At 70.4% G+C, this 15,801-nt stretch carries 15 protein-coding genes and 1 pseudogene; 3 read left to right on the top strand and 13 right to left on the bottom strand.

Annotated elements, in window-relative coordinates; translation table 11 throughout:
• Positions 1-5 precede the first annotated feature (5 nt).
• The 5 genes from AB0I53_RS40905 to AB0I53_RS40885 all read right to left on the bottom strand — a co-directional run bounded on the left by AB0I53_RS40905 (position 6) and on the right by AB0I53_RS40885 (position 4,657).
• On the bottom strand, positions 6-407 hold the full coding sequence (locus AB0I53_RS40905) for a hypothetical protein (protein WP_358614431.1): 402 nt from the start codon (positions 405-407) through the stop codon (positions 6-8).
• A 76-nt stretch (positions 408-483) separates the two neighbouring features.
• A complete protein-coding gene (locus AB0I53_RS40900; protein WP_358614430.1) occupies positions 484-1,515 on the bottom strand; it encodes a methionine synthase in 1,032 nt (343 codons plus the stop codon).
• Between the two features lie 199 nt (positions 1,516-1,714).
• Positions 1,715-3,247, bottom strand: coding sequence for a fatty acyl-CoA synthetase (locus AB0I53_RS40895; RefSeq protein WP_358614429.1), 1,533 nt, complete (start codon positions 3,245-3,247; stop codon positions 1,715-1,717).
• A 64-nt stretch (positions 3,248-3,311) separates the two neighbouring features.
• A complete protein-coding gene (locus tag AB0I53_RS40890; RefSeq protein WP_358614428.1) occupies positions 3,312-4,088 on the bottom strand; it encodes an alpha/beta hydrolase in 777 nt (258 codons plus the stop codon).
• Between the two features lie 38 nt (positions 4,089-4,126).
• The gene (locus AB0I53_RS40885; protein ID WP_358614427.1) at positions 4,127-4,657 is read right to left on the bottom strand and encodes a helix-turn-helix domain-containing protein; all 531 of its coding nucleotides are present in this window, start codon (positions 4,655-4,657) and stop codon (positions 4,127-4,129) included.
• Positions 4,658-4,743: 86 nt separating this feature from the next.
• Between AB0I53_RS40885 and AB0I53_RS40880 the strand changes: the two genes are divergently transcribed.
• Both AB0I53_RS40880 and AB0I53_RS40875 read left to right on the top strand, forming a co-directional pair.
• Positions 4,744-5,928, top strand: coding sequence for an FAD-dependent monooxygenase (locus AB0I53_RS40880; protein ID WP_358614426.1), 1,185 nt, complete (start codon positions 4,744-4,746; stop codon positions 5,926-5,928).
• A complete protein-coding gene (locus AB0I53_RS40875) occupies positions 5,925-6,758 on the top strand; it encodes an alpha/beta hydrolase (protein WP_358614425.1) in 834 nt (277 codons plus the stop codon). The genes AB0I53_RS40880 and AB0I53_RS40875 overlap by 4 nt, the downstream gene beginning before the upstream one ends.
• Positions 6,759-6,801: 43 nt before the next feature.
• On the opposite strand, the gene mnmA is transcribed toward AB0I53_RS40875, so the two are convergent.
• The 6 genes from mnmA to AB0I53_RS40845 all read right to left on the bottom strand — a co-directional run bounded on the left by mnmA (position 6,802) and on the right by AB0I53_RS40845 (position 13,668).
• Positions 6,802-7,890, bottom strand: a complete 1,089-nt coding sequence (gene mnmA / locus AB0I53_RS40870) for a tRNA 2-thiouridine(34) synthase MnmA (RefSeq protein WP_358614424.1) — start codon at positions 7,888-7,890, stop codon at positions 6,802-6,804.
• A gap of 3 nt (positions 7,891-7,893) precedes the next feature.
• A complete protein-coding gene (locus tag AB0I53_RS40865; protein WP_358614423.1) occupies positions 7,894-9,129 on the bottom strand; it encodes a cysteine desulfurase family protein in 1,236 nt (411 codons plus the stop codon).
• 64 nt (positions 9,130-9,193) lie between these two features.
• Positions 9,194-10,558: an MFS transporter gene (locus AB0I53_RS40860; RefSeq protein ID WP_358614422.1), complete on the bottom strand. Its 1,365-nt coding sequence runs from the start codon at positions 10,556-10,558 to the stop codon at positions 9,194-9,196.
• A gap of 141 nt (positions 10,559-10,699) precedes the next feature.
• A complete protein-coding gene (locus tag AB0I53_RS40855) occupies positions 10,700-11,476 on the bottom strand; it encodes a lysophospholipid acyltransferase family protein (RefSeq protein WP_358614421.1) in 777 nt (258 codons plus the stop codon).
• A 65-nt stretch (positions 11,477-11,541) separates the two neighbouring features.
• On the bottom strand, positions 11,542-12,306 hold the full coding sequence (locus AB0I53_RS40850) for a GNAT family N-acyltransferase (protein WP_358614420.1): 765 nt from the start codon (positions 12,304-12,306) through the stop codon (positions 11,542-11,544).
• 246 nt (positions 12,307-12,552) lie between these two features.
• Positions 12,553-13,668: a nucleotide disphospho-sugar-binding domain-containing protein gene (locus AB0I53_RS40845; RefSeq protein ID WP_358614419.1), complete on the bottom strand. Its 1,116-nt coding sequence runs from the start codon at positions 13,666-13,668 to the stop codon at positions 12,553-12,555.
• Between the two features lie 481 nt (positions 13,669-14,149).
• On the opposite strand from AB0I53_RS40845, the gene rnhA reads away from it, so the two are divergent.
• Positions 14,150-14,608 carry a ribonuclease HI gene (gene rnhA / locus AB0I53_RS40840; RefSeq protein ID WP_358614418.1) on the top strand — a complete coding sequence of 153 codons (459 nt, stop codon included), beginning with the start codon at positions 14,150-14,152 and terminating at the stop codon, positions 14,606-14,608.
• A gap of 60 nt (positions 14,609-14,668) precedes the next feature.
• Here rnhA and AB0I53_RS40835 read toward each other — a convergent pair whose 3' ends face one another.
• Together AB0I53_RS40835 and AB0I53_RS40830 are read right to left on the bottom strand one after the other, a co-directional pair.
• Positions 14,669-15,619: an electron transfer flavoprotein subunit alpha/FixB family protein gene (locus AB0I53_RS40835; protein WP_358614417.1), complete on the bottom strand. Its 951-nt coding sequence runs from the start codon at positions 15,617-15,619 to the stop codon at positions 14,669-14,671.
• 36 nt (positions 15,620-15,655) lie between these two features.
• A pseudogene (locus tag AB0I53_RS40830) lies at positions 15,656-15,801 on the bottom strand (electron transfer flavoprotein subunit beta); the annotation flags it as partial.

Raw genomic sequence — 15,801 nt, 5'->3', positions numbered from 1 at the left:
GCCGCCTACCGCTGGCCCGAGGCGCCGCCGTCGGGGTCCTCGTCGAGGAGCTTCGCTGCGATCGCTTCTACCAGCAGGTGCTGGTCTTTCGCGGTCAGGCCGTCGAATTCGACCTTCTCGCCTTCCCTTTCGATGCTCACCCGGCGGGCCTTGGCCTGGTCGAAGCGGGCGACCATCACCTTCGCGCACGCCGCTGCCGTGGCTGCCGAGAAGATTCCGCTCAGCACGAGTTGGCCGATCTCCAGCGCCGCGCCGGATTTCGCGCCTTCCGGGCCTTCGCCGCCCCGCACCCGGTCCACCCGGACCGCGCCCAGCTCGCGCAGCTCGGCGAGCAGCCGTTGCGTCAGGCTCTCCAGGCGCTCCGGGGTGTCTTCGGACAGGTGGAAACCGACCAGCCAGCGGGCCATCTCGCAAACCTTCCGCAGCTAACCATCTCGATCTTCCTCACGGTAGCCGATCGATCACGCTGCGGAGAGCGGTTCGCTACTGGTCGGCTTCGTCGGCGAAGAGGTTCGCGAGGTCTCGGGTGAGGCTGATGGCTCGGCGGGACCAGGCCGGCGTCGCGCCCGCGAGGCCGCAGGTCGGGGTCGGGACGCTGCGCTCGGCCAGCGCTCGCCGGGCGAAGCCGAGGCGGGAGGCCAGGCCGAAGGCCGGCTGGGCGATCTGGCGCAGCCGGGTTTCGCCCGCCGGTTCCGTGCTCGGGACCAGGCCGAGGAACAACGTCGTGCCCTCTTCCCACGCCTCGCCGAGTTCGTCGGCGAGGCAACCGGACACGTCGCCGAGCTTCGTGGCGTCCAACGCGATCGCCCCGGCTCCGGCGCGGCGCAGCAACGCGACCGGCGGGCGGGGGGCGCAGCAGTGCACGACCACGGGCGAGTTCGTTGCCGCCGCGAGCTTCTCGATCACCTCGGCCAGCAGGCGCTGCGCATCCGGTTCCGGGACCGCGGGCACCTTGCCGTAGCCGGAGGGCGTGGGCAGCGCCCCGGCCAGCACCGCGGGCAGGGCGGGCTCGTCGAGCTGCACGACGACCCGGGAGCCGGTGCGGGCGGCGACCTGCTCGGCATGCCGGATCAGGCCTTCGGTCAGCGACTCGGCGAAGTCGCGCAGCGCGCCCTGATCGGTCAGCACCCGGTGCCCGCGGTGCAGCTCGATTCCGGCCGTCAGCGTCCACGGGCCCGCCGCCTGCACCTTCACCACGCGCGGCGCGCCCGCTTCGGACGCCGCCTGCTCCACGGCGTCCAGGTCCCAGCGCAGCAGGTCGACGGCGCGACGCTGGTCCCGGCCGGGCCGGGAGGCGACCCGGTAGCCGGAGGGCACCACTTCGACGGCGAGGTCGACCAGCAGGCCGGCGGTGCGGCCGAGGATGTCGGCGCCGACACCGCGCCCCGGCAACTCCGGGAAGGGCATCAGACCCGGCAGCTCGCCGACGACCGTGCGCGCCACCTCGACCGGATCGGCGCCGGGCATCGACCCGATGGCGGTGGCGATCCCGGGGCCCCAAGCTGCGTCACTCACCCCGCCATTATCGACGGCCCACCGGCACCCGCCCGACCGGCCACCGCGCCGAGGCACCCAGAGCCGCCGAGCCCTCCAGCGCAATCGCCCCTTGAGCCTCTCGGTGCACTGGTCACCGGCCGTGCGTGTTTTCTGCTGCTATAGCGACACAAAACATGCACGGCCCCTGGCCTGCAGAAACGCCTCTCCTGGCCCCGGATCAGCCGGTGAACTTGTCGCGGAGGACGCGCTTGAGGAGCTTGCCCGAGCTGTTGCGCGGCAGGTCGTCGACGAAGCGAATCTCCTTCGGCACCTTGAAGCCGGCCAGGCTGCCGCGCGCGTGCTCCAGCAGCTCCGCCTCCGACACCTCGGCCTTGGCGACCACCACGGCCGCGATGCGCTCGATCCACTTCGGATCGGGCACCGCGATCACCGCCACCTCGGCCACCGCCGGGTGGCCGTACAGCGCGTCCTCCACCTCGCGGGAGGCGACCAGGACACCACCGGTGTTGATCACGTCCTTGATCCGGTCGACGACGAAGCAGTAGCCCGCCGAGTCGCGCCGCACGAGGTCGCCGGAGTGGAACCAGCCGCCGCGGAACGCCTCGGCGGTCTCCGCCGGCTTGTTCCAGTACCCGGTGCACAGCTGCGGCGAGCGGTAGACGATCTCGCCCAGCTCTCCCGGCGCGACCTCTTCGCCCTGCTCGTCGACGACCTTCGCTTCCACGAAGAGCACCGGCCGCCCGGCGGAATCCGGCCGCTCGTCGTGTTCCTCGGGCCGCAGCACCGTCGCGAGTGGAGCGATCTCGGATTGTCCGAAGCAGTTGTAGAAACCGAGCTCCGGCAGCCGTTCCCGCAGCCGCTGCAGCACCGGTCCGGGCATGATCGAGGCGCCGTAGTAGGCCTTGCGCAGGGTTTTCAGGTCGCGGGTGGCGAACTCGGCGTGGTTGGCCAGCGCCACCCAAACCGTTGGTGCGGCGAAGAACGAGCCGATCCCCTCGTCCTCGATCCGCCGCAGCACGTCGCCCGGGTCGGGCACCTCCACCAACCGGTTGGTGGAGCCGATCATCAGCTGCGGCAACAGGAACACGTGCATCTGCGCCGAGTGGTACAGCGGCATCACGTGCAGCGGCCGGTCTTCCTCGCGGAAGTCCAGCGCCACCACGCAGGACACGTACTCGTGCAGCAGCGCGCGATGCGTCATCATCGCGCCCTTGGGCTGCGAGGTAGTGCCCGAGGTGTAGAGCAGCTGGACCAGCGCGTCATCCGCGACGGCGACGTCCAGCTCCGGAACCGGGCCGTCGATGCACTGCGCCAGCAGCGAATCCGCGCTGTCGCGCAACGGGATCACGCGCTCGACCGACGTGTCTGGGCGGACTTCGGCGAGCCGGTCGGCCAGGGCCGGGTCCACCAGGGCGATGCTGCTGCCGGACTGCGCCAGCAGGTAGGCGAGTTCGCCCGAGGTCAGGTTGTAGTTGATCGGCACGTGCACCAGGCCCGCCCGCGCGCAGGCGAGGAATCCGATCAGGTAGGCGTCGGAGTTCTTGCCGTAGGCCGCGATCCGGTCGCCTTGGCGCGCCCCGGCGGTCAGCAGCGCCGCGGCGGCGCGGGTGACGGCGGCGTCGAGCTCGGCATAGGTCCAGACCCGCTCTTGCCCGGCACCGTCGACGAATCGCAATGCCTCGCGGTCCGGGACTCGCGCGGCGCTGCGCCGCAACACGTCTGCGACTGTGCTGGCACGAAGATCAAGCACAGGACCTCCCTGTTCACGGCGTGATGCCAGACACTAACCGCGAAACGGGCCCCGCACTAGACCGTCAACGACGCCACAACTCACGCAGCGCGTCGTTTACGACACCGGGCTGCTGGCTGTGCGGCCAGTGCGACGCGCCCGGCACCTGAAGACGATCGGCATCGATGCGCTCCGCCGTCACGCGCGCGCATTCCATGATCGGTTCCCCGCCGTGCTCCCGGTATGCCTGCGGGGCCTCGTCCCAGCCGCCGTTGATGACCAGCGCGGGCCAGGTCGCCGCGGCGAGCGGTTCGACCGGGATTTGAGCTCCCCAGGAAGGAATCTCGTGCAGCGCGCTGCGCGTCGCCCGCACGAGCTCCGGTGTCACCGGCGGCGCCTCGAAGCCCACGGATTCGAAGTTGAGCCGAACCAGGTCCTCATCGGACAGATCCGGCGGCACCGACGCGAGCGCGTCTCGATTGCGCTCCAACGCCGCGGCGACCAGCGGAGCATCCGCGGCGACCTGGAAGCAGGCCGGCTCGATTAGCGTCAGGGAGCGGACCGACTCCGGATTCCGCGCCGCGGCCAGCATCGCGACCACGGCCCCGGAGGAGTGACCGACGAGGTGCGCGCCGCCGTCGAGCAGCCCGGCGATGTCGTCCGCGTCCTGGGCGTAGTCGCTGCGTTCGACCTCCGGGCTCCGCCCGTAACCTCGCCGATCCGGTAGCACCAGCCGGAATTCCTCGGCCAGCGGAAGCTGGGCGTCGAACCCGAACACCTCATGCACGGCCCAGGTGCCAGAACCGTGCACGAACACCGCGCGAATCCCGTCGCCCAACTCCGTCACGTGCAGTGAAGTCATGCACACATCCTGTCGCAGCGCGACGGCAGCCGACAAGATCAGGAGCGCAGCGCTGCGACGGCCGCTTCCAGCGCGGCGTCGCGGAACTCCTCCGCCGGCCCCTCGGTGGTCGCGCAGTCCTGCAAGCCGCCGATCGCAACGGTCGCCCGGGCGATCTGAGCCGGCGACGCGCCGGGCCCGACCAGCAGGACGTAGGTCCGGTCGCGCCAGGCGAGCATCTGCCGCATCAGGTCGAGTTCCGCGATCGCCGAAACATCCCGCAGGATCATCTCGAACACCTGCCGATACCGCAGGACCACGTCGAAGTAGTCGGCGAGAAACTGCCGCGCGTCGACGTCCGCGGCCGCCTCGCGGTCGGCCAGCAGGGCCTCGACCTCGTCGACGAACGGCTGGACGATGCCGCGCACCAGATCCGCCTTGGACGGGAAGTGGTAGTACAGCGCGGCTTTGGTGATGTCGAGCCGCTCGGCGACCTCCCGCAGGCTCGTCTTCTCGAACCCCTGGCGGGCGAACAGCTCCGCGGCGACCGCGCGGATCTCCGCCCGGGTGTCGACCCGTGTTCTCGGCATCGGCGTCCTCCTCGCCGCGAATCTTACTACTAGCCGCCCGGTAATTTACTTGCCGCCCGGTAAGTATGCGGGCTAGCTTGGGGCACATGAACATCCTGATCTCCGGCGCCGGCATCGCCGGGCCGGCACTCGCGTTCTGGCTGCGCAGGTACGGTTTCAACCCGACCGTGGTGGAGCGCGCGCCCGCAATCCGCCACGGCGGCTACGCCATCGACGTCCGCGGAGCGGCGGTCGAGGTCGCCGAGCGGATGGGCATCCTGTCGGACCTGCAGGAGGCGCGCACCGGGAATCGCGGCATGACCATCGTCGACAGCGCGCGCCGACCGCTGGTCGAGGTGCGCATGGACGAGCTGATGGGGGCCGAGGGCGGCGACGTCGAGCTCATGCGCGGCACGCTCAGCCGGATCCTCTACGAGCGCACCGACGACACCGAGTACCTGTTGGGCGACTCCATCACCGCCATCGAGCAGCACACCGACGCGGTCCGTGTGACGTTCGAGCACCACTCGCCGCGCGAATTCGACCTCGTGGTCGGCGCCGACGGGATGCACTCCACCGTCCGGCAGCTGGCGTTCGGCCCGGAAACCGGCTTCCGCCGCTACCTCGGCTACCACATCTCGATCTTCAGCGTCGACAACTTCCTTGGCCTGGACCGCTGGACCGAGGTCTACAACGCGCCGGGCAGGCTGGCCGGGCTGTACCGGGCGCGCACCGACACCGGCGCGAAGGCGATCCTCGGATTCAAATCACCGGAACTGCGCTTCGACCCCCGCGACCCGCGGACCCAGATCGCCTTGCTGGACAAGGCCTTCACCGACGGCTGGGAGGTGCCCAGGCTGCTCGAAGAGGCCCGCCGGGCACCAGACTTCTACTTCGACTCGATCTCCCAGATCCACCTCGACGACTGGGCACGAGGCCGGGTGGTGCTGCTCGGCGACGCGGGCTACTGCCCGTCGCCGCTGTCGGGCCAGGGCTCCAGCCTCGCGCTGGTCGGCGCCTACGTGCTGGCAGGCGAACTGCTCGCCGCCGACGGCGACCACCAGACCGCGTTCCGCCGCTACGAGGCGGAAATGCGCAACTTCGTGACGCAGAACCAGGGCGTGGCGACGGACGGGGCGAAGGCGCTGATCCCGAAGACGGCCACCGGCCTGTGGCTGCGCAACCAGATGTTCCGCCTGATGCGCCACTTCCCGCAGCTGAACGGCATGTCCAAGGGAATCCAGAACGCAGCCAACGCGATCGACCTCCGCGACTACGCACCGGCCGCATGAGCAGCGACATCTACCGAAGCGCCCGGGGACGAGACGCCATTGCGCAGTGGTGCACCGAACGGCTCGACGCATGGCCGGTGCCGCACCAACGCCTGATGATCACCGCCAATGGCGCCGCCACCCACGCGGTCGTGGCCGGCGGGGGTTCACGAACCGTGGTGTTCGTGCCCGGGACGAACTTCAACGCGGCCAGCTGCCTGCCGCTGGCCACCGCGCTGGCCGCGCGGTCCCGGATGGTGCTGCCGGACGTTCCCGGCCAGCCCGGCCTCAGCAGTGCGGAACGAGCACCTGCGGGACGGCGTCTGGCCTGGTATGGGCGATGGCTGACCGACTTGATCACCCAGACCGCCGAAGGCCCGGCCGTGCTCGTCGGCCACTCCCTGGGCGCGGCGATCGCGCTGTCCAGCGACTTGCCCCTGGTCGTCCGGCAGGTGCTCGCATCGCCCGGAGGTCTGGTGCGGGCGCGAACCGGACCCGGCATCCTCGTTCCAGCTACGTCGTGGCTCCTCCGCCGCAGCCCGGCGGCCAGCGCGCGCCTGCTCGAAACCATGCACGCACCGGAAAACCGCCCGCGCCGGGAACTGGTCGACTGGATGACGCTGATCGCCCGCCACGTCCGGTCGAGCTTGGATCCCGGCCGCGCCGTGGTGGCGGATCGCCGCGTGGACCGCGTGGTCGTCTCCGGGGAGCACGACAGGTACTTCCCAGCTCGCGCACTGGCTCCCGCGCTCCAGCGCTCACTCGGACTGGAGCTCGGCGTGATCCCGTCAGCCGGGCACTTGAGCACCGACGAACAGCCGGACCGGATCGCCGCGCTCGCCACCTCGTGAGTGATCGTTCCGGTTCTTACCGGAACGATCACTCACGAGCAGGTCAACGGGTGGCGGAGATGATGCCGCTGCCGAGGACGAGGTCGCCCGCGGCGTCCGGGCGGTACAGGACGACCGCCTGCCCCGGCGCCACGCCGCGCAGCGGCTGGCGGAGCTGGACGCGGATGCCGTCCTCGCCGGCCTCGGCGACCGCCTCGGCCGTGCCGCCGTGGGCGCGGACCTGGATCACGCACTCCGTCGGCCCGTCCAACGGCCGCTCGGACGGCCAGATCGGCCGCTTCGCGTCGATCTCGGTGACCGACAGCCGATCCGCCGAACCCACCTGGACGGTTCCCGACACCGGCTCCAGCGAGAGCACGTAACGCGGCCGGCCGTCCGCGGCCGGGGCGTCGATGCCGAGCCCCTTGCGCTGGCCGACCGTGAATCCGTGCACTCCGGTGTGCTCGCCGAGCACCGCGCCAGTCTCGGCGTCGACCAGCTTGCCCGGCGTCTGGCCGAGCTTGGTCTCCAGGAACTTCTTGGTGTCGCCGTCCGGGATGAAGCAGATGTCGTGGCTGTCCGGCTTCTTTGCCACCGCCAGGTCCTGCTCGGCGGCCTCCACCCGCACCTCGGACTTCAGCGAGTCGCCGAGCGGGAACATCGAGTGCCGCAGCTGCTCGGCGGTCAGCGAGGCCAGCACGTAGGACTGGTCCTTGCCGTCGTCCCGGCTGCGCCGCAGCTCCGGCACACCGTCCACGATGGACAGCCGGGCGTAGTGGCCGGTGCAGACAGCGTCGAAGCCGAGCGCCATCGCCTTGTCCAGCAGCGCCTCGAACTTGATCTTCTCGTTGCAGGTCAGGCACGGGTTCGGGGTGCGGCCGGCGGCGTACTCGCCGACGAAGGACTCGATGACCTCCTCGGTGAACCGCTCCGCGAAGTCCCACACGTAGAACGGGATGCCCAACAGGTCGGCGGCGCGGCGCGCGTCCCGGGAGTCCTCGATCGTGCAGCACCCGCGGGCGCCGGTGCGCAGCGTGCCGGGCTTCGCCGACAGCGCCAGGTGCACGCCGACCACGTCATGGCCTGCAGCGACCGCTCGGGCGGCGGCGACGGCGGAATCCACGCCGCCGCTCATGGCTGCCAGTACTCGCACGCCTCACACCTCCGTGGCGGCGGTCGTCGACCCCGCCGAAGATCGGCGCAACCCGGCCAGACCGGCGCTACGCGCTCGTTGCACCACCGGCCCGATGGCCCCGGTGAGTGCCTGTACATCGGCCGCGGTCGAGGTGTGCCCCAGCGAGAAGCGCAGCGATCCGCGCGCGGCCTTCGGGTCCGCCCCCATCGCCAGCAGCACGTGGCTGGGCTCCGAAACTCCCGCGGTGCAGGCGGAGCCGGTGGAGCACTCGATCCCCTTGGCATCCAGCAGCATCAGCAGGCTGTCGCCTTCGCAGCCGGGGAACGTGAAATGCGCGTTGCCGGGCAGCCGCGACGGCCCGCCGCCCACGACGTCGTGCCCCGGATCGCCGTTGAGCACCACGTCCGGCACCGCGGCGCGCACTCCGGCGATCAGCTCGTCGCGCAGCTTGGTCAGTTGCGGCGCGTGCGATTCGCGCGCGTCGACCGCCTCGCGCACGGCCGATGCCAAGCCCAGCACACCAGGCGTGTCGAGGGTGCCCGACCGGACCTCGCGCTCCTGGCCGCCGCCGTGCAGCACAGGGGTGCACTTGACGTCCCGCGACAGCAGCAGCACGCCGACGCCGTACGGTCCGCCGACCTTGTGCCCGGTCATGGTCAGCGCCGCGACGCCGGAGGCCGCGAAGTCCACCGGCAGCGTTTCGACGGCCTGCACGGCATCGGTGTGCAGCGGCACCCCGTAGCGGTCGGCGATCGCGGCCAGCTCCGAGATCGCGTTGACGGTGCCGACCTCGTTGTTGGCCCACATGACGGTGGCCACGGCCACGTCATCCGGGTTCTCGGCGAGGGCCGCCTCGAACACCTCCGGGCGCACCCGGCCGTGCGAGTCGGCCGCCAGCCAGGTCACCTCGGCGCCCTCGTGCTCGGCCAGCCACTCGACGGCGTCCAGCACCGCGTGGTGCTCGACGGTCGAGGCCAGCACGCGCCGCCGGGCCGGGTCCGCGGCCCGCCGCGCCCAGAAGATCCCCTTGACCGCCAGGTTGTCGCTCTCGGTGCCGCCCGCGGTGAACAGCACCTCCGACGGCCGAGCGCCCAGCGCATCGGCGATGTCCTCCCGCGACTCCTCCACCGCACGGCGCGCCCGGCGACCCGAGGTGTGCAGGGACGAGGCGTTGCCGATCCTGGTCAACGCCTCAGTCATCGCTGCGACCGCCCCTGGCCGCATCGGTGTCGTGGCTGCGTGGTCGAGGTAAGTCATCGCGCTGTCCAGGGTAATGCAGGGCGAACCCGAGCCCACCTCGCGGTCCGACGGAAGGCGCAGGTCAGGACGTTTGGCCGCGGGCCGAACGGACGAGCAGCAAGGCCCCCAGCACGGCACCCACGACCAGCGCCAGATCCAGCGGCACGACGCCCCTGGTCGGCGCGGTCGCGGTGGCCAGGGCGCCGACCACGACACCGCCGAGGCCCACCAGCGAAGCCTGCCCCAGCATGTCGGAGATCTGCAGCGCCGCCGAGTTGAACCCGCGCTCGCCCTCCGGCGACAGCGCGAGCACCCGCACCGCGGTGCTGGCCACGGCGATGCCCATCCCGATGCCGGCGACGAACCAGAAGGCGAACAGCAACCAGTGCGGTCCCCACGCGGGCAAGGTCAGCGCGAGCCCGGCCAACCCGAAGCCGACCAGCAAGAATCCGGTCGCGACCACGTACTCCCGGCGGAGGTTCCGCTGCCTGCTCTGCCACAGGGCGCCGACGGTCCAGCCGATCGACCCGACGGTCAGCGGCATTCCGGCGGTGGTCGGCGAATAGTGGTGCACCACCGCCAGCGTCAGCGGCACGAAGGCCTGCGCGGTGAAGAACAGTCCGGCGAGCAACCCGCGCGAGAGCACCATCACCGGAAGCCCGGGCCGAGCGAGGAGCGTGCCTTTGGGCAGCAGCAGGCGGATCGACGGCGCTACCACCGCGATCCCAGCCAGGCCCAGGAACAACGACGGCAGCGAAGGGTTCTGCACGGCGAAGTTCAACGCCACCACACCGGCCGCGGCCCCCACTGCCGCCAGCGGCAGCCCGCGCCGCTGCGGCGACGGTTCGCCCGAGCGCGCGCCGAAGCGCCGCACCGTCGGGACCAGCATGACCGTGCCGATGCACACCAGCGGCGCGAGCCCGAGGAACACCCATCGCCAGCTCGCTTGCTCGGTGAGGAATCCCGCGATCACCGGCCCCACCAGCGCGGGCACCACCCACGCCGACGACAGCGCACCGAACGCCGCGGGCCGGTCTTCCTCGGGGAAGACCCTGCCGATCATCACGTAGAGCGCGACGATCAACACCCCGCCGCCGAGCCCCTGCAGCACCCGCGCAACGAGCAGGACCAGGATGTTCGGCGCAGCGGCGGCGACGACCAATCCGACCGCGAACGTCGGCAGCGCGAGCAGCAGTGGAAGCGCGGGCCCACGCCGGTCCGACTGCCTCCCGCCGAGCACCGTGCCGATGGCTGCGGCCGCCAGGAAGACGGTGAACGGCCAGGAATACCAGTGCTGCGCATCGAGCTCGGCGACGATCGTGGGCAAGGCGGTGCCCAACCCCATGGCCTCGAAGGCAACCAGGGTGATGACCAGAATCAGTCCGGCGGTGAAGGTGCGACGTTGGGGATTCCACAGGGCGCTCTGGGACTTCTCAACAGTGGCCACCCCGCAAGCCTGCAACCTGCACCCGGGTCGAGGTCCAGCAATTGTCGCCAAACCGGCGATTTCCACACTCTTTCTGCGTAAGCGGATCAAGACCCGTGCGTGCTTTCGGGTGTCATGGCGCCCGAAAGCACGCACGGGTCTTCAGGCGGCTATGCGCTGCCCGGCGCGATGCCCCGTCTGCACCTGGTGGCCCGGTGCGGAACCGGTGGCCGCGGCGATCGCGTCCTGCGCCTGCCTGGCCAGTTCGCGGCGGTCGGTGCCGACCAGCTCGGGCAGCACCACCAGCTCCACGACCAGGTCCCGCATCCTCGCCACCGCGAGGACCGAGTCGACCAGCGTGGCATCGCCCAGGAACGCGGCCGCGGTGGTCGGGTCCCCGGCGGCGGTCCGGAACCGCAGCGCAACCGGCTGCATCCGCACGCCCGCGTCGACCGCGGCCTGGAAGACGGCGGGCCGGAACCGCCCGGAAGCCCGCCCGCACCAGGTCGTCCCTTCGGGGAAGGCACCGATCACGGCCCCGGCGCGCAACTCGTCGGCGATGGTCCGCACCGCACCGGGCAACGCCGAGAGCCGGTCGCGATCGATGTACACGGTGCCGACCCGCCCGGCGAGCGGCCCCAGGAACGGCCACGACCGGACCTCGACCTTGGCCAGCATCCGCATCGGGCGAAGCGACTGCAGCGCGACGATGTCCAGCCAGGAGACGTGGTTGCTGACAATCAGCGCACCGCCCGGCGGGATCCGCTCCCCGAACACCAGACCGATCCCCAAAGTGCGCAACAACATCCGGAACCACACCGCCAGCGCCCGATCGCGCCACGCCGCCCGCAACACCGACAGCGCCAGCACGAGAAAGCATCCGACCAGCAACAACCCGGCGGTCCCACCCAGCCGCAGCACCGCCCGGGGGAGCCCCACTTCCGCCTGCTTGTCTCGCGGCGGAAGGCAACCCGGCCCGCACGGCGAGGTGGGCATCCACTGGCTCATGCCGAATCGCCCAGGAAGAAGCGCATGTAGCGCTGGTCGGCGCGCTTGAGATCAAGGAGCACGAAGTAGTCGGCCACCCCGAAGTCCGGATCGTGCGCCGGACGGCCGCACACCTGAGCACCAAGCCGCAGGTAGCCCTTGAGCAGCGGCGGCAGCGGCGCGCGCCCGGTGACCTCGAAGGGCTCCCAAGGCCGGTAGGGGTGAACGCGCTGTTCCTCCGGCGCGTAGTGCTTCGCCGACACCGCGTTCCAGACGTGCGAGGCCTGAACGCCTCCGTCGTCCAACGCCACCGACGCGCAGCCGGCGAGCATCGTGTGGCCGTGCAACAGCATGTACCGCGCGATCCCCGTCCACACGAGGCTGACGACGGCGCCGTTGCGGTGATCGGGGTGCACGCACGACCGCCCGGTCTCCACCAGCGAGGGGCGCATCGGGTCGAGCGCGGAGAGGTCGAATTCGGTTTCCGAATACAGCATTCCGGCTGCCTTCGCCCGATCCGGCGGCAGCATCCGGTAGGTCCCGACCACCGCGCCGGAACGGTCGTCCCGGACGATCAGGTGGTCGCAGTGCTCGTCGAAGGAATCCCGGTCCACACCGAACTCGCGACCGGTGACCGTGGCCCCCATCTCCTCGGCGAACACCTGGTAGCGCAGGCGTTGCGCGGCGTGCACTTCATCGGAGTCTCTGGCGACCAGCAGCGAGTAGTGGGCGTCGGCCGCCGCACTCGGTGCGGCGCTGGCCAGCAGCTGCGTCTCGGACATGCCGCAGGTGTATCGCCGCGCGGCGAACGCCCAACACACCAGCCGATGACACGGAGCAGGAACTTTCGGTGAATCCCAGGTGCGGCACCCGGTCATTGCCCCGAACGGTCTCCGGAAACCCCGCCCGAACAGCAGATACTCGACACCGGTTCGCCCGGCCACCCTCGGCGGTGTTGCGATCCCGGCGGCCGAACGAGCCGAACCCGGCGCACCGGCGCCGGGTTCGGCCGAGCACTCGGGAGGCGCTTACGCGCCCGCCTTGCTGACGAGCGGGATCGCGCGCTCGATGATCGACGACGGGCTGGGCTGGGTGGCCATCTCCTCGCTCACCTCGCGTGCCGCCGCGCGGAACGCAGGCTCGGTGAGCAGCCGCTCGGTCATCGCCCGCACCGTGGCAACGTCCACAGTGGCCGGATCGTGCGAGAGCCCCACGCCGCGGTCCACCACCCGCTCCGCGGACATCGGGTTGTCCGCGAAAGCGGGCAGGACCAGCTGCGGAACGCCGTAGTGCAGCGGCGCGGCGGTGGTGCCGGAACCGCCGTGGTGCACCATCAGCGAAGCGGTCGGCAAGAACGTCGACAGCGGCAGGAAACCGGCGGAGTGCACGTTGGCCGGCAGCGTCCCGAGGTCGGCGAGATCCGTCTTGCCAGCGGCCAGGATCACCTCCACGTCCATCCCACCGAGCGCCTCGATCACGGCCGAAAGGTTGCTGGTGCCGCTCATGATCGGCACCACGGTGCCGAGCGTGACGCCGACCCGCGGGCGCTCCGGCCGCCGCAACGCCCACTCGGGAACCACGGCACCGCCGTTGAACGGCACGAACCGCATCGACCACCACGGGGCACCGTCCAGCGGATCCGGCTCGTCCGCGACGAGCCCGCCCATGCTGGGCGCCCGCGGATCGATCCGCGCGATCACCCGCGGCGGGCCGTCGGGAATGCCGAACTTGTCCCGCAGAGCAAGGGTGACGTCGTCATCGTCGTAGAGATTGCGCCCGTTGCGGAACGCCGCATCCCGCGACGACCAGGAAATCCGGTTGCCGACCTCCAGCACCGGAACCCCGAGCGCCGCGGCGGCCAACCGCCCGGCGACGTGATCGGTGGTGTGCACGACGAGGTCCGCGCCGAACGCCCGCCCCGCGTCGATGGTGCCTTCGGTCATGGTCAGGGTGAACAGCCCGAACGGATTGCCCGCCTCAGACACCTTCTCGTAGGCCTCGGACAACCCCGTGGCAGCGGCCACCCGCTCAACCTCGGGCGAGTCGCCCTCCGACGTGATCCCGCGCAACAGCGCATCCCACACGTCGTGCTCCGGGAAAACGTCCACCACGGGAAGCCCGGCCCGCGCAACGACGTCGGGCATTTCGGCAGTAGTGGCGACCAGCACTTCATGCCCGGCAATCCGAGCAGCCCAGATCAACGGGACGATCGGCAACATAAGCCCATAACCGGGCCCAGCAGTGAACAGTATTCGCACGTCCGTCGAGCATGCCACTCCCCACGAACCCCCGCACCCGATTTTCAAACCCCCAAAAGCAAGGGAACCTTCCTGTCACGGACGCCACCAAATGCGAGCAAGGGAACCTTTCTGCCACGGGCGCCACCAAGCGCGAGCAAGGGAACCTTTCTGCCACAGACGCCACCAAATGCGAGCAAGGGAACCTTTCTGCCACAGACGCCACCAAGCGCGAGCAAGGGAACTTTCCTGTCATGCGCCAGTCCCTGGAAAACGGAGCAAGGGAACCTTTCTTCCATTGCCCCGAGCACCACAGCGCGAGCAAGGGAACTTTCCTGTCACCCACCGCCGGACCGACGCGATGACGGCGGCGATTAGATTCCGGGGTATGCAGCGAACGACGGACTGCGTCGACCTCTACACCGACGGCGCATGCAGCGGAAACCCCGGCCCGGGCGGCTGGGGCGTCGTGCTGCGGTACGGCGACCACGAGCGCGAGCTCTACGGCAAGGACGCCGCGACGACGAACAACAAGATGGAGCTCATGGCGGTCATCGAGGGCCTAGCGGCGCTGACCCGGCCGATGCCCGCCGTGCGCGTCTTCACTGACAGCACGTACGTGCTCAAGGGCATCACGCAGTGGATGCATGGCTGGAAGCGCAACGGCTGGCTGACGTCGGCCAAGCAGCCGGTCAAGAACGCCGATCTGTGGCAGCGCTTGGACGCGGAATGCGCGCGCCACGGCGACGTGCAGTGGGAATGGGTCAAGGGGCACAACGGCCACCCGGAGAACGAGCGCGCCGACCGGCTCGCCTGCCAGGGCCGCGACGAGGCTCGCGCGGGCTGACGCGCAGAAGGCGGGTCGCACCTGGGTGCGACCCGCCTCCGCGTCAGATCAGCTCGGGGCTCAGCCCTTGCGCTTGCCGATCTCCTCGGTGAGCTGCGGTGCGACCTTGAACAGGTCGCCCACGACGCCGAAGTCGGCGATCTCGAAGATCGGGGCCTCGGGGTCCTTGTTCACCGCGACGATCGTCTTCGACGTCTGCATACCCGCCCGGTGCTGAATCGCACCAGAAATGCCCAGGGCGACGTACAACTGCGGGGACACCGTCTTACCGGTCTGGCCGACCTGGAACTGGTGCGGGTAATACCCCGAGTCCACCGCCGCACGCGAGGCACCCACCGCAGCACCCAAGCTGTCAGCGAGCTTCTCCACGACATCGAAAGACTCGGCCGAACCGACACCACGACCACCGGAAACCACGATGCTGGCTTCGGTGAGCTCCGGGCGGTCCCCGGCCTCGGCGGGCTGCCGGCCGGTGATCTTCGCACCCGTAGCGGCCGGAACCTCCACGGACTCCACCGCCGCGGCACCCGCAGCCTGCTCGGGCTCGATCGCGCCCGGCAGCACGGTGATCACCGGCGTGCCCTTGGTGACCTTGGCCTTGGCGTCGTAGGTGCCACCGAACAGCGAGTGCGACGCCACGCCCTCACCGTCGAGGTCCACGACCTCCGACAACAGACCCGAACCGATACGGATCGCCAGCCGGCCCGCGATCTCCTTGCCGTCGATCGACGCCGGCACCAGCACCGCCGCCGGGCTCGTGCTCCCCACCAGATTGGCGAGCACGTCGACCTGCGGGGTCACCAGGAACTCCGCGGCCTCCGCGGACTCCGCCGCATACACCTTCGCCGCACCATAAGCGGCCAGCGCATCGGTGAGCTTCCCAGCAGTACCCGGCTCACCGACCACCACCGCCGACGGCTCGCCCAGCCGGCGCGCCGCGGTCAGCAACTCGTGCGTGACCTTCTTGACCTCGCCGTCCACGTGATCGACGAGGACCAGAACCTCAGCCATGAAACCTATGCCTCCTCGAAAAACCTGTGAACGACGTCAGAGCAGCTTCTCGCCGGCCAGGAACTCGGCCACGGCCACGCCGCCCTCGCCCTCGTCGGTGACCTTCACACCACCGGACTTCGGCGGCTTCGGCGCGGACTCCACCACGGCCGATCCGGCACTGGCCAGGCCCACCTCGCCCG

It is taken from the genome of Saccharopolyspora sp. NPDC050389, assembly GCF_040655595.1.
Lineage (GTDB): Bacteria > Actinomycetota > Actinomycetes > Mycobacteriales > Pseudonocardiaceae > Saccharopolyspora.
This window is presented reverse-complemented; position numbering and strand designations above follow the sequence as displayed.